Consider the following 20,415-nt stretch of genomic DNA (forward strand, 5'->3'; position numbering starts at 1 on the left):
AGGGGATTGAAACGGCCCAGCGCGAGCGCGATCCGGTTCATCACCTCAGGCTCGGAATCACCTAATCCTCGCGAGGGGATTGAAACTGGGCGTCGCTGTTGCTGATATGGTCGATTTCTGTGCAAGCTCGGAATCACCTAATCCTCGCGAGGGGATTGAAACGCGGCGCAGGCTCTCGAACAGCTCCTGGCGCGTCTCGGTCTCGGAATCACCTAATCCTCGCGAGGGGATTGAAACAGGCCACGGCGCGCGCGGCCTCATAGGCTTGGTTCGCGCCTCGGAATCACCTAATCCTCGCGAGGGGATTGAAACCCATAGCCTGCACATCGTCCTGGTGCTGGGCGTCGATGTCTCGGAATCACCTAATCCTCGCGAGGGGATTGAAACTAGGTGTTATTGTCGCCATCGTCAGATCTCCTTCAGGACTCGGAATCACCTAATCCTCGCGAGGGGATTGAAACCGACTACAATCAGGAGCGAAAGGATATCGAGGCCGAGACTCGGAATCACCTAATCCTCGCGAGGGGATTGAAACCGGCGAGATCTGACCCGATCTCGCCGCCGCCTTGCGTCTCGGAATCACCTAATCCTCGCGAGGGGATTGAAACCCCCGCCCGCTACGTTGGAAACAATGCTCGCGCGCGACTCGGAATCACCTAATCCTCGCGAGGGGATTGAAACATGATGATGCAAACACGCTGCTGCAATACGGGCAATCTTTTCTCGGAATCACCTAATCCTCGCGAGGGGATTGAAACCCAGGACGAATAGAGCGATCACGAGCCACCACATACCAACCTCGGAATCACCTAATCCTCGCGAGGGGATTGAAACCTTGTTGGCATTTCAGCAAATACAATCACCCAACATGCTCGGAATCACCTAATCCTCGCGAGGGGATTGAAACCGCATGAACGCACCAAGGGGTAGCTCATCGCCGATTACGCTCGGAATCACCTAATCCTCGCGAGGGGATTGCCCCCCCCCAGCAGCGGCTCACACGACAGAAACCGCACACGGGCGCTCGGAATCACCTAATCCTCGCGAGGGGATTGAAACCCCATCTGCGCTGCGATGTTACGAAAACTCATGCCCGTCTCGGAATCACCTAATCCTCGCGAGGGGATTGAAACGTATCTGAAGGCAGAGCAGGCACGTATCCAGGACGAAGGCCCTCGGAATCACCTAATCCTCGCGAGGGGATTGAAACCGACGATCTCGTCGGCTGTGGTAAAATCGGTGCTATCCCTCGGAATCACCTAATCCTCGCGAGGGGATTGAAACTTTCCTCGATAAACCCGGCTGCCTCAGCGCAAGCCAGAGTCTCGGAATCACCTAATCCTCGCGAGGGGATTGAAACGCTTCATCCAAACACGATCCCCCAGACCGCTACGAAGCCTCGGAATCACCTAATCCTCGCGAGGGGATTGAAACAGATGATGAACGCGCCGGATGATGAGGATGGGTTTTAGCTCGGAATCACCTAATCCTCGCGAGGGGATTGAAACGATGTACTATGCTGGATACATCACGTACAGCGAGACGGCCTCGGAATCACCTAATCCTCGCGAGGGGATTGAAACGCTCATTACCACCTCATCCCCTTCAGAAACGCATCAATCTCGGAATCACCTAATCCTCGCGAGGGGATTGAAACTCACCGAGGCGACGGTGGGCTACGGCCAGCCGGGCAGCCACTCGGAATCACCTAATCCTCGCGAGGGGATTGAAACAACGTTGTGTAGTAGCCCATGATCTTACTCCTTACACGCTCGGAATCACCTAATCCTCGCGAGGGGATTGAAACACATGCGGTAGAGTGGTTGTCCTGGTGTCCAAGGCATTCTCGGAATCACCTAATCCTCGCGAGGGGATTGAAACCAGCGATACTTGATATACTGAGGATACTGCCTGGTATCTCGGAATCACCTAATCCTCGCGAGGGGATTGAAACGGGAAAGTACAGCGCTGACGCCACTATAACCTATAATACTCGGAATCACCTAATCCTCGCGAGGGGATTGAAACAGAAACAGCAGTACGCCGATCACAAACACCGCCAAAACTCGGAATCACCTAATCCTCGCGAGGGGATTGAAACATGCGGGAACCGACACTCTACGGAATGATAACTTACGCTCGGAATCACCTAATCCTCGCGAGGGGATTGAAACCGTGGTCTGCCCGACGTGCGGCCGCACGCGGCGATGCTCGGAATCACCTAATCCTCGCGAGGAGATTGAAACAACTGGCTTCTGATGCCGTCATGGCACTGAAGCGAAAGGCTCGGAATCACCTAATCCTCGCGAGGGGATTGAAACTGATTTGCAAGAATACGCCTTGCAAGCGTACTTTTGCCTCGGAATCACCTAATCCTCGCGAGGGGATTGAAACTTAGTTTCTCGATAGAGTCGGTAGCGGCGATATACCACCCTCGGAATCACCTAATCCTCGCGAGGGGATTGAAACTTTAAATGATGGCTGCTTCTAAGCCTACATCCCACACACTCGGAATCACCTAATCCTCGCGAGGGGATTGAAACTAAAAATAAGTGATTCTATCCGCGAAAAACATGGTATGCTCGGAATCACCTAATCCTCGCGAGGGGATTGAAACTCATGAGGAACTCGACACACACCATCGGCTTTGAGATCCTCGGAATCACCTAATCCTCGCGAGGGGATTGAAACGCTCATAGTCGCGGATGACCTGCCAGCGTTCCAACTCGTTTCTCGGAATCACCTAATCCTCGCGAGGGGATTGAAACGGCAGCGGCAGACTGTGCTGCCAGTACCAGCGCTTAATGCTCGGAATCACCTAATCCTCGCGAGGGGATTGAAACCTGCTTCGCAGGCGGTGTCCAGTCCCGCAAACACAGCTACTCGGAATCACCTAATCCTCGCGAGGGGATTGAAACCGGCTATCAGCCTGCTGCACGAGGTCAAGGACAAGATCCTCGGAATCACCTAATCCTCGCGAGGGGATTGAAACTTCCGAGCTAAAGTACTTATAATCACAGAAGGTGAGATTACTCGGAATCACCTAATCCTCGCGAGGGGATTGAAACCGCGTACAGCAGCTTCAGCCACTTCAGCTCGGTGTAGAGCCTCGGAATCACCTAATCCTCGCGAGGGGATTGAAACGGCGCAACCTCACGCACGGCCAGCTGCGCGATGCCCAGGACTCGGAATCACCTAATCCTCGCGAGGGGATTGAAACTCCTTTCGTGTGTCGGGCGGTACGTCCGCCCGATGTCTCGGAATCACCTAATCCTCGCGAGGGGATTGAAACAGCGCCGGGGGCGAGCGGCCAAACTCCATCCCCCGGCACTCGGAATCACCTAATCCTCGCGAGGGGATTGAAACCACGTTTGGCACCCATATAATCCCGTCGGCGCTCTTGACAGGCTCGGAATCACCTAATCCTCGCGAGGGGATTGAAACGCCATCTACACGCCGCAGCTTCGTGCTAAACGCGCCATATGCTCGGAATCACCTAATCCTCGCGAGGGGATTGAAACCGAGATAGCAGGGCATTTTCCCCCGCCGGTGCAGATGAGAGCTCGGAATCACCTAATCCTCGCGAGGGGATTGAAACGCCGGGGCCGTTGACCAGGCGCAGGCGCAGCTAGACGCGGCCCTCGGAATCACCTAATCCTCGCGAGGGGATTGAAACCCTTCCACAAGCGCGCCGAGCACGCCAACGTCCAGCTCGGAATCACCTAATCCTCGCGAGGGGATTGAAACCACACCGCCGCCGCGCCTCATCCAACCGACTGCCTAGTCCCTCGGAATCACCTAATCCTCGCGAGGGGATTGAAACACCTATAAGATTTTTAGGGGTGGTGAGGATGTTCAGCTCGGAATCACCTAATCCTCGCGAGGGGATTGAAACGGCCAGCATAGGCCGTCGGTCGGCGCGCTTCTCGCTCGGAATCACCTAATCCTCGCGAGGGGATTGAAACTGGCTGCGCTGGGTGTGGCCGTGGGCCTGCCGCCTAGACGATCTCGGAATCACCTAATCCTCGCGAGGGGATTGAAACTTGGTCCGCTTCGCCGAGGGTCGCGCGGTAGCGGCCTTCGCGTATCTCGGAATCACCTAATCCTCGCGAGGGGATTGAAACTCCAGCGGCGGGGCCGCTCGCCCTCGGCCCAGATATAGTCCGAGCTCGGAATCACCTAATCCTCGCGAGGGGATTGAAACACCTTCCCGGACGGCACCCCGATGCGCGTGCTGGTGCCTCGGAATCACCTAATCCTCGCGAGGGGATTGAAACGCTCTGCATCTGCCTTAAAGATGCGGTCTAAGAACTCGGAATCACCTAATCCTCGCGAGGGGATTGAAACCGTCACTTCTACCATTGTCTGTTAGCCATGTAATACTCGGAATCACCTAATCCTCGCGAGGGGATTGAAACCTCCCAGAGAGCGGCACACCCACGAAGCCAAACAGCACACTCGGAATCACCTAATCCTCGCGAGGGGATTGAAACACACGCACCCAGGCATGGCGCTCCACAAAGTCTTGCCACGGCTCGGAATCACCTAATCCTCGCGAGGGGATTGAAACGATCTCTTTGTGCGCGTCAGGCGGCACATATGGCCGCTCTCGGAATCACCTAATCCTCGCGAGGGGATTGAAACCGTGCTGGCGTTGCTGATGATCACATCGTTGTTTTCTCGGAATCACCTAATCCTCGCGAGGGGATTGAAACCTCTTCCCCATCTGTAAACAGCTCTCGCACCGACACACCGAGCTCGGAATCACCTAATCCTCGCGAGGGGATTGAAACTGCATTCGTGTTTGTCGAGCCGATGATTGTGAAGTCCTCGGAATCACCTAATCCTCGCGAGGGGATTGAAACTATAGACAAGTCAATAAGCAAGGCCCCGCAGGTAAGCACTCGGAATCACCTAATCCTCGCGAGGGGATTGAAACTATGACCGCGCTGATCGCGGTGATCAGCGTGGATACCGTCCTCGGAATCACCTAATCCTCGCGAGGGGATTGAAACCGATATCAATCCTGTTCCGTGCCTCATCTAGTGTTTTGCTCGGAATCACCTAATCCTCGCGAGGGGATTGAAACGTTCTCGGTGACATCCTGCGCATCTCCTTCGTAGACCTTGCTCGGAATCACCTAATCCTCGCGAGGGGATTGAAACTCCCAGATGCTGGCCTTGGCCTGTTCGGCGTACTTCTCCTCGGAATCACCTAATCCTCGCGAGGGGATTGAAACAGAAACAGAAGCGGCTCGTTTGGCTCGACGGGAGCCAACCCTCGGAATCACCTAATCCTCGCGAGGGGATTGAAACTCTATAAGTCTGGTCAACTACCGAGCAAATTGACACGACTCTCGGAATCACCTAATCCTCGCGAGGGGATTGAAACCCCCAGCGCCTTCACGATCACCGAGCGCAGCCAGTACACCTCGGAATCACCTAATCCTCGCGAGGGGATTGAAACAGCACACTATGCAAGGATCTGTCAAGCGTGAGTTTTTATGCTCGGAATCACCTAATCCTCGCGAGGGGATTGAAACGCGTCTGTCAAGCTCTGGGAAAAAGGGATAGCCGCCATACTCGGAATCACCTAATCCTCGCGAGGGGATTGAAACGGATGAGGGCGACCTGGCATCGACCGCCCGCAAAGAGCTCGGAATCACCTAATCCTCGCGAGGGGATTGAAACCAAGAAAGGCACGCAGCCGACACGTGATGAGCGTGTTAAGGCTCGGAATCACCTAATCCTCGCGAGGGGATTGAAACACAGCGCGGTCTGAACGAGGTTGTCATACATAGCTCGGAATCACCTAATCCTCGCGAGGGGATTGAAACGGATTCGGCCTTTGTGATGCCGATGATTGGATGCCTACGCTCGGAATCACCTAATCCTCGCGAGGGGATTGAAACTCTGCATTATCCGGCGATTCACCCAGTTCAATAATTCGACTCGGAATCACCTAATCCTCGCGAGGGGATTGAAACGCAAATGCCTCAAGCTCGCGGAGCGCCTTCTTAACCCTCGGAATCACCTAATCCTCGCGAGGGGATTGAAACCCCAGACCGTATCCGCCCGCATCGTAGCGATTACATCTCGGAATCACCTAATCCTCGCGAGGGGATTGAAACACGTGCCCATGCAAGATCCTTTTCAAGGCGCTCTGCCTTGCGCTCGGAATCACCTAATCCTCGCGAGGGGATTGAAACTAAAGCCGCAACAATAAACTGTACCGCAACAGCATCATCTCTCGGAATCACCTAATCCTCGCGAGGGGATTGAAACCGACTTCGCGCACACGCCACACGCCCCGACCTTCCCCCTCGGAATCACCTAATCCTCGCGAGGGGATTGAAACTCAGCAAGACGGCGCCGCCCGCCTCTACTTTGTCGAACTCGGAATCACCTAATCCTCGCGAGGGGATTGAAACGCAATATCGGTAGCGGTGCCCGAATTAACAAGCTCGGAATCACCTAATCCTCGCGAGGGGATTGAAACGCCTGCATGACCGTGTTCGCGAGGAGATCGCTCACACTGTAGCTCGGAATCACCTAATCCTCGCGAGGGGATTGAAACTCGTAAGACCCATGACGGCATCCTCTGGCGTATGTGCACTCGGAATCACCTAATCCTCGCGAGGGGATTGAAACGTTGGGGTGGGCGGCGGGCCAGCGGATACCGGGGGCGCTCGGAATCACCTAATCCTCGCGAGGGGATTGAAACTAGGTGTACGTGGTCATGGTGCTGCTCCTTTTTTTGCTGGCTCGGAATCACCTAATCCTCGCGAGGGGATTGAAACCGAGCTGGAGGATGTGACCATCGAGGAGGATGGCGAGTAGCTCGGAATCACCTAATCCTCGCGAGGGGATTGAAATCACAATGGCGCGCCGCAAATCATCGCGTGACGGCGTTGTGCTCGGAATCACCTAATCCTCGCGAGGGGATTGAAACCGCGTGCTGCCGATCTCGCTGGAAATGCTGATCAACGACCTCGGAATCACCTAATCCTCGCGAGGGGATTGAAACGCAGGCCAGCGGGCGGGTAAGTGCGACGGGCGTAGCTCGGAATCACCTAATCCTCGCGAGGGGATTGAAACGGTATCAAGCAGCACCGCCTGTAATTGATACTATGATGCTCGGAATCACCTAATCCTCGCGAGGGGATTGAAACCAAAAGGTGATGATGTATTTGATGAGATTAGTGGTTCTACGGGCTCGGAATCACCTAATCCTCGCGAGGGGATTGAAACAGATATGCGGCCAGCGCGGGCCAGTCCATCTGATCGGCGCTCGGAATCACCTAATCCTCGCGAGGGGATTGAAACCCTGGAGTGGCATAGTTCCTCCGCGCTCTCCGCGCTCTAGTCTCGGAATCACCTAATCCTCGCGAGGGGATTGAAACTGTAGACCTTGCGCCGCTGCGGGTCGTCGACGATGAGCACTCGGAATCACCTAATCCTCGCGAGGGGATTGAAACGCCGGGTTCACTGCTGCCACCTCGACCACTACCGGCGGCCTCGGAATCACCTAATCCTCGCGAGGGGATTGAAACCTGTATAAGTTGCGCGGCCAGCTGTTAGGTCGTCCCCACCCTCGGAATCACCTAATCCTCGCGAGGGGATTGAAACTATGGTTTCCTTCTCACAAGGAAGGATCTAGCTCGGAATCACCTAATCCTCGCGAGGGGATTGAAACCTGAGATTCGCGCTGCTGCGCCGCCCATGAGTACAAAGCTCGGAATCACCTAATCCTCGCGAGGGGATTGAAACGGTGTGACGACCTTACCGCTTTCGTCGCGATAGGTGCCTCGGAATCACCTAATCCTCGCGAGGGGATTGAAACAAGTAGAACATATCGGCGGTCAAGGTTGAAACAACCGCGCCTCGGAATCACCTAATCCTCGCGAGGGGATTGAAACTCAGATATGATGCATTGGAATGCGGTATATAGTGTCTCTCGGAATCACCTAATCCTCGCGAGGGGATTGAAACCTTGCGCCATACGCTCTTTAAGCGTGCCTTCGTATTTGCCTCGGAATCACCTAATCCTCGCGAGGGGATTGAAACGTATACCCATGATCGGCCATGATATTGTAGATCTCTTTTTCCTCGGAATCACCTAATCCTCGCGAGGGGATTGAAACATGCGGATGCTCTCCTCGACGAAGATCCAACGCTCGCTCGGAATCACCTAATCCTCGCGAGGGGATTGAAACGGCTACGGCCTGATCATCGGCGCGGCGGTCTACGAGAATCTCGGGATCACCTAATCCTCGTGGATTGAAACGTAGATTAAACGATCATCCCCCAGTAGTTTAAAGTTGACTCGGAATCACCTAATCCTCGTGAAGAGATTGAAACAGTAAAGCGCACGATGCTCAGCGCGCCATTGCACAGGTCTCGGAATCACCTAATCCTCGTGAGGGGATGGAAACATTGTTGCCCCAACCGCGAGCTTGTAATTCTCGATGTTTGGAAAAAATAAATTCTCGCGGAGAAATATAAGTGGCATCGTAATCTCTTTGCCAAGCAGTTCAGTGCGCGTCCTCGGAAGGACCAAATACTCATGAGGGGAATGGAAACTTGTTGAACTTGATGGTGAGGGTGCCCTCGGGCGTCTCGCAATAACCGAATCCTCATGAGAGAATGGAAATCGTGATAGCCTCGCTTTCCAAACTTACGAGGGTGGGCAGGTCGAAATGACCAAATCCTCGTGAGGAGATGGAAACGCCTCAGTTACGCGGTTCCGAAGCATTCGGAGATACCCAAGCTTGGAATGACCAAATCCTCACCCAGGGAGAGCGCTATTTGTACGAGGAGAAATTCTTATGGCAAACTGGTCTCTGTCGCAACTCCTAGCCGGACTCCACGATGATATCCAACAACAGTTAGAAACGTGCCGCAAGAGCTTTGGACACCCAGGAACGAAAGGTGATGCGAGCGAAACGGTATGGTTACAGCTGTTGCAAACATATCTCCCTAAGCGCTATGAGGCAGCAACGGCTCATGTGGTTGATAGCCAGGGTGTGTTCAGCGACCAAATCGATGTCGTCGTGTTTGATCGGCAATACTCCCCCTTCATCTTCCAGTATCAAGGGCAGAAGATCATCCCAGCCGAGAGTGTCTATGCTGTGTTCGAGGCAAAACAGAGCATTAACGCCGATCAAATCAACTATGCTCAAAACAAAGTGGCAAGTGTTCGGAAGCTCCACCGCACCAGCTTACCGATTCCTCATGCTGGCGGGCAATATCCGCCAAAGCCGCTCATCCCTATCATAGGAGGTATCCTCACCTTCGAGAGTGATTGGAAGCCGCCTTGTGGTGCACCGCTTGAATCAGCGCTCCTACGAGGGAAACAAGAAGGGCGTCTTGATATAGGGTGTATTGCTGCCTGCGGGCACTTCCAATGGGATGCAACATCAGATGCATACGACATCTCTATAGGAGGCAAGCCAGCGACAGCGTTCCTATTCAAGCTCATTTCGCAGCTTCAGTTTAGCGGAACGGTGCCCATGATTGACGTCCAAGCCTATGCTCACTGGTTGAGCACCTAAACTTCACACTGGCTGCTGTGTATCCCACTAGTATCTATACTGCGAATGACTTACAACGCGCATCGCAGCCAAAGTGCAGCTGGCTATCGATTAGTGCGCCCGCTGCTCATCAGTGCGGCCACCTGGGGTGAGTTGAGCCAAAAGCTGGATATCGAGCAGGCTGTGGTCGATCTGGGGCTGAGTCTCAGCGCTGAGGGTGGCATCGATATCGCCCATGGTGACCTGGTGCTCCAACTGCCCATAAACCGCAGGTAGCACCCAAGGAGGAGCGCACATATCCCGGTCGACAAACACGCAGTGGTGCTCATCACCAGCGCCGAGCCGGAGAACCAAGCCATCGCCCATGATGGCATGTAGATCGCTGTGGGCACCTACACCAACGTGGTGCGGGACATGGCCACATACTCTATAGACCACGTAGACCCGCTTTGGTTGCCGCTATGGAGTGGTATCGACCTGGTGACACTGGTGAGCAGATGCCGCACCGTACCCTATGAGGCACGGTGCGGATCGGTGCGGAGGGGCGGAGTATCCCTATTTTAGGATGGGGCACAGAATACGACCAGCAGCCACAGCAGATCGCGCTCAGCGGCATGTTCGGCCAGGCCACCTATCAATACGCAACGCTGGCAGACACCACAGGGCATTGATGGCTGAGTACACTCGCTTCACGATGGAGAATTTGACCTCAAATCGGGAATAAGGACTTGCCAATAACCAACTCAGAGAAACTATGTGGGACCATTACCCACCAGGCCGTAGACAAGGGGCGGAACGAATTTCATCATCTCGCTCTTAGCACTGCCGCTGGTGTGACAGAACACGACCCAGGGAAGACTCGATACCAACACAATCCCCATGGCAGCCAGAAAACATAGCTGAACTGCGCTAGCGCCGGTATCCACAACGCAGGCTACGGCAAACGCTGCCTCACACTCTCCCTACCACCAAGATCAACGCACTGACAGAGACACCTCTGGTGCTTGGCCTGCCCATGATCATGACCAGATAAGCCAAAAAACCAAGGGTTGCTCCCTCTCTCTCACGCACGAATTGTCATACCATGCTACATCTTAGCCTTGAGTGGAACCCACTTCAGATCCACGACAAGCCGACCCGTCTTTCGGTTGGTGACCACATTGATCACCTCAACACGGGCAGAGTTTCCCTCACGGAAACTTGATGTCTTTTTGCCCGCGAGCATCTCAGCTTTCAGTACACCTATCGCTTCATCTTCCGGAAAGTCGGGAATAGCTATCTGTATAAACTCTGGATGTATCCCTGTAATACGGCCAGTAAAGCCATCTCCTATGTTTGGAAGAGACCTCTCCTTTTTCTTTTTAACATATTCTTCGTATAATTCACTACGACTTACACCTTTTTTACTGCTAAGACCAAATCCATTCTCCTGGCTTAGCTGTGTACTCTCTGAACGATACTTTGCAAGACGATATGACCATCCTAAAATCTGCGCAAAATCATCATCCGAAACTTTATGCACTTTCAAAAATGAGCCTATTAACAGAAATATCTTTCGATAATGATCACTCGTATTCCTATTCTGGCTGAATGGCGTGTCCTCTCCACGCTCATATATCATCTCAAGTAACAGCCTACGATCTCTCACCATAACAAAATACTTAAATGACTTCTCTAATTCACCTATACCTCGGTCTAGGTGAGATTTAAAAATCTCATCAGCAAATTTTTCCGCCAATATATGAATTTCTTTCTGATCCATCTTAGTAAATCCTATCACTCCCGCCAGCAACATACTTTGCAGGCTCTCGCATAATTTCCGCGAGCTTCTTCCGGCTACTCTCATCTATCTCGTTTGATTCATTTGCGGCCTTCACACAGTCTGAAACTGATAGTACGCTATCAACGCGCTCAAAATCAGTATAGCTTGCATAATCGACCACTGATAGCGCAATATCAGTAAACCGTATCGTTCCCATTGATACCGGCTTCCCTCCACCCACCTTCAGACGAAGAATATCTTGATCAGCGCCAAACACAATCAGGATGATACCTAATTCAGCCATAGTCAGGTTACGGAACATGATCTGCATGTGAAACTCGGAGCCTATCGAGCACGCTTCTACCGCCGTATATGGCCGCTCAACTTCTCGCGAGTCGCCACTTCGGTAGAACTTACGACCTCTTACCCGACTACGATTACGATCTAGAAAATACTTTTCCCAACCAGTGGTAATAGAAGGATCGCCCTCACTATAATCAGGTTGTGGCCGATATAACGGTAGGCGACGAAACAACATTGCGTTTCCTGATACTTGGTAAGCATCAAGAAAAGAGCATTGCCCTTGATACGAATTATCCGCGCTTGTCAGCCCGAACAATCGATTGGCAAGGGGCATGATTGGGTCGGCAGGGGACTTATGTAATTCTTGTTGTCTGTATTTCATGCGCAACTGCTGAACGTGCACCCCTCGAACCGTCTTCTTCGAAGATTCTACAGAAAACTCAATCCCGGGCAAGGTGATCGCCTCTACCGCACTTCTGATAACGCCTTTCAACGTCGATCCAGGAATATATCGCTTCCCCTGGCTTCGCACGTGCGAGGCAACCAGCGTATCATCTTTGATCGTTGACCGATCTACATCACCATAGCGAAGAATATCAGATGTAGAAACCACATAACCGGACCCTACATGAACCAAAGATTCACTGATAATCTTGGCAGATAGCATCCCTGTCAACAATCGGGCGTGGCTTGAACCTATGGCCAGATGATGCCCCGCTGCCAGGCTATTCTTCGCCGTGGATGAGATCGGAACAAAATCATAAGGCTTCTCGCGATGCGTTTCATCAGTCATTATCTACCCTCACCTCTCGTAAGCGCTGGAACTGTACTGCCCCATTAGGGGCAAGATACTCGGTATAGGCCACGTTGATATTCGAGGAGCCTGTCTCCCTGAGCATAGCCTTTGCGTGCTTGCACACAAACCATGTGCCATCCTCCCACACCTGCGTCTGGGAATTCCAGTGAGGAATACAGAGCGGCACGCCGCCTGCGACCTCGGCAGGATGCTCGCAGAGTACGAGCACATCGTAGGTGGTCTCATCGTAGCGCTTCCAGCGTACTTCGGCAGACTGGGAGAACGCGTGGCCAAAATCGCCAGCGACCACCACCTCATCAGCGGTGGCAAAGGGAGTCACCGGCTGGAGCTGAGGAGCGGGCGCGCCATCAAGCCACAGCGCCACCCCACCAAACCAGAAGCCTTGCCCCCCCACATGGGCAGTAATCAGGGTGCGGATCTGCGCGACGCTGGCCGGGTAGACCCGATAGATATAGCTGGTACCTTCGCTCATAGACCAAGCTCTCGCTTCCAAGCAGGCATACATGCACGCCACATATTGCGTACCTGCGCATCACCAAGTGCTGTCAACTGCACCCCAAGAAACATATCGTTCTGATACTTAATCTTTTCCGGAAGTGGTGCAAGATCTTCTTTCGGCAACGCATAGGAGCGATACGCCTCAGAAGCACAGAAGGCTCCCAGCCCCGCAAACTCGTGTTCGGTACATATGGTCTGGCCATTCAGGAGCTTGAGGTGTTGTTCTTGTAGCTCACAGGTTGGATAGCGCAGCTCCATCGATTCAAACGTTACACTTACCTGCCCTAAGCCACGTGATTTCCCAAACCCGATGCCTACACGACCATCAGCCACATCACGCAGCGCAAGACCCAGGAGGCCAAGCTGCGCCAGTGTCAGGTTCTCAAAATGAATCTGTGATCGAAATGAACCACCGACCACCACCTCATAATTGAAAAGACCGCCTCGTATTGCAGACCCATATACTCGATCAATTGCCACACCGTTGCGTTCTTCGATATATTCCATCTTAAAGTCTTTATCATAGGCATCGGCAAAACGCACCCGACCAGCAAGGCTAGTATGACCAAAGATCTGGCTGACAAACGACGAACGACGATACACTGTGGCAGTGTAATCCGTTGTGCTGTCCCGTTTTATCTCTTCAATAGCCCTACCTGAACTATAGCTGATATCAGCTAAACCCTGGTACTCCGTTCCCTTCCCCAAAGGGTTATCCGCGAGAGGGATGAGTGGCTCATTCTTCCCAAACGCCTCTTCGCGCACATGCTGCTTCTGCTGCTGGAGTAGCTCACTATCCAGCGAGCGGCAGATCCGCTCGGCCTGGGCGCGCACCACGCCCTTAAGCGAGGGGCCCGGAATATAGATCTTGCCCTGAGAGCGCACAAAGCGCATATCCGGCAGCGTCGGATCGGCACCGCTGCTCTCGCCAGCCTTCACCAGGATTGGCCCATGAGGCACAATGGTGAAGGATAACGTCCCCGCAAAGAAGGTCGCCTTATGCATGGTTCGCTCCTTGGCTAATCACGCCCGTCGGGTCCATAAGCGCCGCACGAAAAGCCGCAAACCACGTCTGCATCACATCATCTGGCGCTGAGAGCGGAAGCTCAAGCATACTTCCATCGCCGTAGCCAAGGAGCGCAAGGACATCATTGGCGTTCTTAATCGTCTGGAAGACAGCAGACAGCTCATCCAGCTGCACGTACCCCAGGCCGCGCGAGCGGAACCCGCCGATCTGCACGCCGCCCTGCTGCCAGGGGCGCAGCGCCAACAAGACCATCCCAAGCTGCCACGGTGCCGCGTTCTCAAGCCGCAGCTCGAAATGAAACCGAACACCCGCAGGAACGACCTCATAGTCATACAGCAAACCCTGCTCAGCGGTCTCCGTATCACGGTTGAGCGCCACCCCATTGCGGATCTCAAACTGATCAAACCAGATTGAGCGGTCAACCAACGCATCCTTGAAGAAGATCCGTCCAGCCACCCATGGCGCACCAAAGGTGAGATCGATCAGTGTGGATTCGTTCCAAATCTCCTTGCTCTTATCTTTTTTTTCATTATTCTCCGACTGCACGAGCGGCGCAATTGTCCCGCGCTCATGTTCTTCAAGCTGGTGAAAGTCGCGAACCTGCTCGGGTTGCACCGTGCGTATCAGCGCCTCAATCTGCGCGCGAAACGCGCCTTTCAGCGATGCGCCAGGCACATACGGAGTTCCCCATACATCACGCAATACTGGAAGGTCACTGCCGATTACATCAAGGGATCGGCCAGCACCAATGCGCAGCGCGGTCTGAGCGACTAACATCCCACGCACGCTCAGCCGATTCTGAAGCGCCGCGAATGAGAAGATCGATTCACTTTCCACGGGGAGCCTCCGTCGGTGCAGCAGAGGAAAGGGTAGGAGATGTCAACGTATCAAACGCTTTCATCTTGTTCGCGTAGTAGAACGCTCGGTTCAAGTAGCCCAGGTAGAGCTGCATCAGCTTGACCTTCGCACGATCACGATCTGCTTCCTCAAGTGTCGGCGGAGACTCCCGATCTCGTACAAATTCCAAGACCGCTGTGTGCCACTGTGGGAGCTGATGTGTCAGATCTTCTATCACCTTATGGCCGAAGCTATCTGGCATCTCCCCCCAGGCCTTACCCTTGCGCGCGATCTGGTAGCGGATAAAGTTGATCACCACCTCCTGTGAGCGCGACTCAATCGCCGCATTCAACAGATTGCGCAGCTGGCTCTCCTCCATTTCGGAGTTATTTTTCAACAGTACCACCCTCTGATTCGCCTGGCGCACTAGCGTATCCATCTGGCGCTCGATGCCCTGCTCTATCAGCAGATCGCGACGCAGGGTCGCAGGATCAAGGTCACTCATGCTGCCTCCTTAGAGATGAAACTCATCACAGATACGGACCTGGCCGTAGCCCTCGGCGCGGCGATCCCCGATCCCATCGTGCTCCAGCGCCACCAGCCGCTGGCACTGCGCATCGTCGAGCCGACCCGGCACCTCATAGACAAACAGGCTGCCCATCTGCGTCGCCACCGCTGTGGGCTTGGGGCGCTGCCATGAGACATTCCAGCCGCCCACAGCGCTCGTGGTGGCCCAGGCCCGCACCAGCCGCGCATCGATCCCCGTCCGCTCCTTCAGCATCGCCGGGCTCAGCTGATTCGTCGGCAGCCAACCCTGCTCGGTCAAGAGCGCGTCGGAGAGGAGGTTCACGGTGAAGATGGTGCCAGGTGTCCAGGGTGTACCGCCCATGGCCTCATACAGCGTGGCCGTATCGCGGAAACGCGCGCTCATCGCATCGATCCGCCTGCGCAGATCGGCGACATGATCCTCAGCGGGCAGCTCCGCGCCCACCTGGATGCTGACCTCACCGCTGCCCGTGGTCTGCCGCCCGCCCAGCAGGGAGATCGCCGCAAGCTGGCCCACAAGATCCGGAACGTCCTCGGGCACCGCCACGCTGCCCAAGAAGCGGGTTGGAACCAGCTCGCCGTCCAGCTCCATCACCTCGCTGATCACCAGCGGCGAAAACAGCTGGCCATCCGCCGTCGTCCCGCGCCGCCGGTTGATGGCCACGCGGGTGAGCACCCGCTGCTGCACGCTGCGGAAGACGGGGGTATGCGTCTTCTGATCCCGCGTGTAGAAGGCCCGCCCAACCGCCTCCCAGGGGCGGCCCTCCGCATCCGTCGGGGCATAGATCAGCGCGGGCGGGCGCTGCTGCTCCCAGCACACCCGGTCGTAGAGCGCATCATGGGTGATCTGCTCATCGCCCTTGGGGCGGAGCGCCGTCATCGGCAGCGGGCGCGACCAGGGGTCGCCCGCGAGGGCGGGGTAGGCGTTATGGCAGCGAACCGCGCGGAAGAGCCGCGCCAGCTCCTCGGGGGTATGGGCCTGCCGCCCGCCCAGCCGCGCGCCGAGCGCGCCATACAGCACCGCCCCCGGCACATAGGGCAGGCTCGCGCGGAACTGCACCCCCGGCTTGCGCTCGGGAAAGGCCAGCGGGCCGCGCGCCTCAATCGTGATCGGCAGATACCTCATCGCAGCCCCCCCGCTGTCAGCACCGCGCGCAGGTCGTCGGCCAGATCCGCGAGGGGCAGCGGGGTGTCGTCGACCCACAGCCGCACGTCCGCCCGCGCCCAGCCGAGGCCGCGTGACTTCGCCCCACCCCAGCGATCGGTCAGCTGGATGGCGGCGGCCAGCAGCGCGGCGCTCCGGCGTACGGCAGCCACCTCGTCAAACGCCCCGATGATCGCGCGCTGGTGCTGAAAGGCCATCCCCTCATGCGCCACCTCCTGGTAGAGCAGGCGGGCGTCCTCCGCCGTCCCGCGCCGCCGGTTGATCGAGACCGACGGGCGGATCTGGGTCAGACGCCGCTGGAACTCAGGGGCTTGCGGGGCGTCCACCAGCGTGCTCGGCAGATCGGCAAAGCGCAGGGCCGCGCGGCGCGTCGCGCTACCAAACAGGTCTTGGATCAGCGACCCCGTATCGAGATCGTTGGGAAACGGCACCGCGTGCCCGACCCCGCGCAGCAGCTGCTCGGCGGCGCAGCGCAGCTTGCCCTTCACCTGCGATCCGGGGATGATCGGTCGCCCCCAGCCATCGCGCACGATGCTCGTATTGGCCAGCGTCCCGGCGCTCCCGCCCGCCCCGATGCGCAGCGCCGTCTCCAGCTGGATCGTCAGATCAACGGTCAGTACGCTCATTGTTGGTCCTTCACCATGTCATAGATCTCCAGCATGTCGGCCCAGATCGTCTCCCACGCTCCCGCCTCAACCGCCCGCCACGGGGGCAGCGATTCGCACCACCGCTCTTGCACATGTGTCTTCAGCACGCCCGCCATACGCTCATTGCGGGCGCACGTATAGAAATACTCCATCACGCTGGTGACGATTGTCTCCCCCGGCTGCTCATCCAACATGCGGCGCAGGCGATAGAGCTGCGAGCGCGGCACCTGCTCATCCTGGAGCGCGCGCACGGTCGTGATCAGCGCGGAGAACTCTCGCCAGGTGTAGGGGCGCGCCGTCAGCCGCCGGTCGCCCCCCATGCCCAGGGCCTGCCGCCGAAAGCTCTGGATATTATCCGTCACCATCGAGATAGACTTTAGGACCATGAAATCGACCGCCCCACCATAGAAGCCGTGCGCAGTATGCTGCTTGGCCTTCTTCTTCGCGCTCTTCAGCAGCTCCTCCACCAGGTCGCGCAGGAAAAAGATCGGCGTGGTCTCCGGCGCGATAATCACCCCGGCGGAGAGGCCCACCAGCGGCTCAAACGGCTCATGAGCGCTCGCAGCCTTGCTCCGATGCGAATACAGGTCATCCGTGATCGCCGATGGCCCATTCAGGTCGCCGATTGCGCGGAGGCGCTCCGCGATACACTGCTCAAATGAGGCGCTGATCGCTTCGGCGATCTCCAGCGCCTTACTGCCGGGCACGATGATGAAGAGGTCATCGCCGCCAATCGTCAGGATCTCAAAGGGATAGACCCACTTCTTCTGACCAGGCGTCGCTGAGCGGAGATCATCAATCTCGATCGGCACCACATGGCGTCCCAGGGCATGAAACACCGCCGTCTTCGCCGCAGCGCTCAAGGTCGCAGAGACCGCTTGGTAGCGCGCCGGGGTCGTCAGGGTCGCAATCAATCGCCCAACATTATTCCCATCGGCATAGATCACCCCGATAAAGCCATCCGGGCGCGACGCCTGGGCGATCTCCTGCACATCGCTGGCCGCCGTCGCACGCTGCGCTTGCGGGTGCTGAGCGAGCTGCGCAGACACGTGCGCGGGGTTTTGGACAAACGCCCGCCACTGCGCTTCCCAGGAGCGCTCTGCGAGCGCATCTGGTGCTCGCCATGCAAACGTATCGGTATACCATCGGGTGTGGGCAGCATCGCGCTTGAGGAGCTGACCCACGTAGCGCTTGCGTGCCGACGGCTCGCTCAGCTTCCGCTCTTCATCGACCACCATGCCGCTCCAGACCGCCGGGCGCAGATCACTGCTGTCGCACTTCTCAGCCCAGGGGAGAATGGGGTAGTGAGGGATGCTGCGCGTGTCGCCGCCGAACGAGCGCTCCTCACGGCGGCGCGTGGTCATCGTCGCGAGGAGGGTCACCAGCTCGCCAAAGGTCTTCCGGCGAAAGAAGCGCTGCTCTGGCGCATCCACAGGATCTGCTGGTTGCGCATAGTAGTAGGTCGCAAGGCGCTTCTGAAGCTCGTTCTGGCTCCACTGTTGCAGAAACTCCTCGACCCAAAACGCGATCGCGCCATCGCGAATCGCGAGCTGCCCATAGCGCAGCTCCAGCAGGTGAACGGTGTGGGTCACAAACACACTGTTCGCCGTCAGGGTGGTGGTGGTATAGCACCGCTCGGCGGCGGCAGCCAGCTCCTCGCCCAGCGCGGCGGGGGCAAACGCCAGAAAGCCGCCGCCGCTGGCGTAGATGACGCACGCCTGCCCCAACTCCTCCCCGAGCCGTCCGGCCCACAGCTGCGGAACGGCATCCTCATTCACCCAGTCCAGCAGCGCACTGGCCCCGCGTATCTCGGGGAGCTTGGGCGACTCAAACACATAGCCCTTGATCTTGGTCGCGCCGCCCATCACCAGCGCGATCTGCGCCTGATCCTCGGGCAGCACCGCGTGAATCTGATCGAGCCGCGCCTGGAGCTGCGCGCGGTCAGGATCGGCGTTGTCTCCCAGCACCTGCTCGACCACGGCCCGCACGCGCCCCTCATGCGCCGATGAGCGGTCAGCGGCACCCCACAGCAGGCAGGCCGTCACCGCCTGGGCAAAAGACGTCTCGGTCATAGCGCATTATCCTTTAAGCTCACACGCAGGGACATAGGTGCCGTCCAGCTTGTCGTAGTCGTAGCACTGCACCGGCCCGCACGCGTTGAGCATCCGACCAATCATCACCGCGAGGGGGATCGGGGCCGCCATAAACAGATGGATGCGGCGCGGCGTCCGCTGGGCCACGCGCAGATGCGAGCGGATGTACGTGCCGATCGCCAGGGCGATCGCCACCGCATGCGCGCTGCCCATGACCTTCGCAGGCTCCAGCGCACAGCAATGGCGCTCCCGCAGCGGCAGCGGGCGCTCGACGAGCCAGCGGTCGATCGCATCATTGCGGGCAGACGATGCCCAGATCTCCAGGCTCACATCCGGCTGCTCCGGATCAAGCACCTGCCGGTCCCACACGAGCCGATCATCCGCATCCGGCTGGCTGCTCGTGCACCACCACTGCCCCTGCCCCGCAGCGATCCAGAGATCATAGGTGGTCTGCTGCGAGAAGAGAAAACCGAATGCCAGCCCGACGCTGAGGTGCGCCTTCATATGCACCGCCAGCTTCGTCTGGGCACGCTGATCGCACTGCTGCTTCAGCCCGCGCAGGTCGGCCCAGAGGCCACCAGTCCAGGTCGTCGCGGCGGGGCGGCCCTCCGGGAAAGACCCAGACCAGTCAAACGCTGTATACAGTGGATCGGCGAGGAGTCCCCCGGCGTAGGTCGCCAGCGCAAGCCGCCGCGCATCGCGGGGAAGGCACTCGCAGATCTGATTATCGATCAGACGGAGTTCGCGTTTGAGATCCTGAATCTGCAACGTGATATGGGGTTCCGTACTCAAGCCCGTATACGCGGATTGCCGCTCAAACTCACGGAGCCGCCGAGCCATCCCATCTCGCTGCTGCTTCAGTGCGTCGAGGTCAGCCGTATCCATATCTCATTTCCCATCAAAGATCACGAGAAGAGCACAGCGCCCATGGAAAACACCGCGTCTGGGAAACCCAGCGCGGAACGTCTGTCTCTGCCATTAACGTGTTATGTATACCAAGACCGATCGAGTGAGCGACACCGAAAGATATGTACAAGGCACCATGACATGGCCGTATGTCTGAGGCATGCCCTATCCTCTTCAGCATCAGTAGCGACAGTGCGAGAACCATCGCCAGGCCAACGCTGCTTCAAGACATTTGTCTGTGGGTATCTATGTAAACGGGAAATCCTGACGAATTATAGCAGA

The 20,415-nt window shown here is 56.7% G+C and carries 11 protein-coding genes, 1 pseudogene and 1 CRISPR repeat array (1 of these 13 only partly in view); of the genes and pseudogenes, 2 read left to right on the top strand and 10 right to left on the bottom strand.

Annotation, left to right across the window (positions count from 1 at the left end; translation table 11 throughout):
* Nucleotides 1–8,434: a CRISPR direct-repeat array (repeat unit 36 nt; unit sequence CTCGGAATCACCTAATCCTCGCGAGGGGATTGAAAC); it begins 684 nt to the left of the window's first position.
* Between the two features lie 393 nt (nt 8,435–8,827).
* Nucleotides 8,828–9,553 (top strand): hypothetical protein, encoded by a 726-nt coding sequence (locus F8S13_02575; GenBank protein ID KAB8145981.1) that lies wholly within the window; start codon nt 8,828–8,830, stop codon nt 9,551–9,553.
* Nucleotides 9,554–9,598: 45 nt separating this feature from the next.
* Nucleotides 9,599–9,808: a hypothetical protein gene (locus F8S13_02580; protein ID KAB8145982.1), complete on the top strand. Its 210-nt coding sequence runs from the start codon at nt 9,599–9,601 to the stop codon at nt 9,806–9,808.
* An 811-nt stretch (nt 9,809–10,619) separates the two neighbouring features.
* On the opposite strand, the gene F8S13_02585 is transcribed toward F8S13_02580, so the two are convergent.
* The 10 genes and pseudogenes from F8S13_02585 to F8S13_02630 form a co-directional block, all read right to left on the bottom strand.
* Nucleotides 10,620–11,294: a hypothetical protein gene (locus tag F8S13_02585; protein ID KAB8145983.1), complete on the bottom strand. Its 675-nt coding sequence runs from the start codon at nt 11,292–11,294 to the stop codon at nt 10,620–10,622.
* Nucleotide 11,295: 1 nt separating this feature from the next.
* Nucleotides 11,296–12,390 (bottom strand): hypothetical protein, encoded by a 1,095-nt coding sequence (locus tag F8S13_02590; GenBank protein ID KAB8145984.1) that lies wholly within the window; start codon nt 12,388–12,390, stop codon nt 11,296–11,298.
* Nucleotides 12,383–12,886, bottom strand: coding sequence for a hypothetical protein (locus tag F8S13_02595; GenBank protein ID KAB8145985.1), 504 nt, complete (start codon nt 12,884–12,886; stop codon nt 12,383–12,385). Before F8S13_02595 ends, F8S13_02590 begins: the two co-directional genes overlap by 8 nt.
* The gene (locus tag F8S13_02600; protein ID KAB8145986.1) at nt 12,883–13,917 is read right to left on the bottom strand and encodes a hypothetical protein; all 1,035 of its coding nucleotides are present in this window, start codon (nt 13,915–13,917) and stop codon (nt 12,883–12,885) included. Before F8S13_02600 ends, F8S13_02595 begins: the two co-directional genes overlap by 4 nt.
* Nucleotides 13,910–14,776 carry a CRISPR-associated RAMP protein gene (locus F8S13_02605; protein KAB8145987.1) on the bottom strand — a complete coding sequence of 289 codons (867 nt, stop codon included), beginning with the start codon at nt 14,774–14,776 and terminating at the stop codon, nt 13,910–13,912. The genes F8S13_02600 and F8S13_02605 overlap by 8 nt, the downstream gene beginning before the upstream one ends.
* A gap of 64 nt (nt 14,777–14,840) precedes the next feature.
* Nucleotides 14,841–15,281 (bottom strand): annotated as a pseudogene (locus tag F8S13_02610) (hypothetical protein).
* Nucleotides 15,282–15,290: 9 nt separating this feature from the next.
* On the bottom strand, nt 15,291–16,448 hold the full coding sequence (gene csx10, locus F8S13_02615) for a CRISPR-associated RAMP protein Csx10 (protein ID KAB8145988.1): 1,158 nt from the start codon (nt 16,446–16,448) through the stop codon (nt 15,291–15,293).
* The gene (locus tag F8S13_02620; GenBank protein ID KAB8145989.1) at nt 16,445–17,113 is read right to left on the bottom strand and encodes a hypothetical protein; all 669 of its coding nucleotides are present in this window, start codon (nt 17,111–17,113) and stop codon (nt 16,445–16,447) included. The genes csx10 and F8S13_02620 overlap by 4 nt, the downstream gene beginning before the upstream one ends.
* The gene (locus tag F8S13_02625; GenBank protein KAB8145990.1) at nt 17,110–19,206 is read right to left on the bottom strand and encodes a hydrolase; all 2,097 of its coding nucleotides are present in this window, start codon (nt 19,204–19,206) and stop codon (nt 17,110–17,112) included. The genes F8S13_02620 and F8S13_02625 overlap by 4 nt, the downstream gene beginning before the upstream one ends.
* A gap of 6 nt (nt 19,207–19,212) precedes the next feature.
* Nucleotides 19,213–20,112: an SAVED domain-containing protein gene (locus F8S13_02630; GenBank protein ID KAB8145991.1), complete on the bottom strand. Its 900-nt coding sequence runs from the start codon at nt 20,110–20,112 to the stop codon at nt 19,213–19,215.
* Nucleotides 20,113–20,415 lie beyond the last annotated feature (303 nt).

The organism is Chloroflexia bacterium SDU3-3 (assembly GCA_009268125.1).
Lineage (GTDB): Bacteria > Chloroflexota > Chloroflexia > Chloroflexales > Roseiflexaceae > SDU3-3.

Excerpts from the sequence above, each read along its gene's own strand:
- F8S13_02575 (KAB8145981.1), top strand. The coding sequence starts at position 8,828 with ATGGCAAACTGGTCTCTGTCGCAACTCCTAGCCGGACTCCACGATGAT.
- F8S13_02580 (KAB8145982.1), top strand. The coding sequence starts at position 9,599 with ATGACTTACAACGCGCATCGCAGCCAAAGTGCAGCTGGCTATCGATTA.
- F8S13_02585 (KAB8145983.1), bottom strand. The coding sequence starts at position 11,294 with ATGGATCAGAAAGAAATTCATATATTGGCGGAAAAATTTGCTGATGAG.
- F8S13_02590 (KAB8145984.1), bottom strand. The coding sequence starts at position 12,390 with ATGACTGATGAAACGCATCGCGAGAAGCCTTATGATTTTGTTCCGATC.
- F8S13_02595 (KAB8145985.1), bottom strand. The coding sequence starts at position 12,886 with ATGAGCGAAGGTACCAGCTATATCTATCGGGTCTACCCGGCCAGCGTC.
- F8S13_02600 (KAB8145986.1), bottom strand. The coding sequence starts at position 13,917 with ATGCATAAGGCGACCTTCTTTGCGGGGACGTTATCCTTCACCATTGTG.
- csx10 (KAB8145988.1), bottom strand. The coding sequence starts at position 16,448 with ATGAGGTATCTGCCGATCACGATTGAGGCGCGCGGCCCGCTGGCCTTT.
- F8S13_02620 (KAB8145989.1), bottom strand. The coding sequence starts at position 17,113 with ATGAGCGTACTGACCGTTGATCTGACGATCCAGCTGGAGACGGCGCTG.
- F8S13_02625 (KAB8145990.1), bottom strand. The coding sequence starts at position 19,206 with ATGACCGAGACGTCTTTTGCCCAGGCGGTGACGGCCTGCCTGCTGTGG.
- F8S13_02630 (KAB8145991.1), bottom strand. The coding sequence starts at position 20,112 with ATGGATACGGCTGACCTCGACGCACTGAAGCAGCAGCGAGATGGGATG.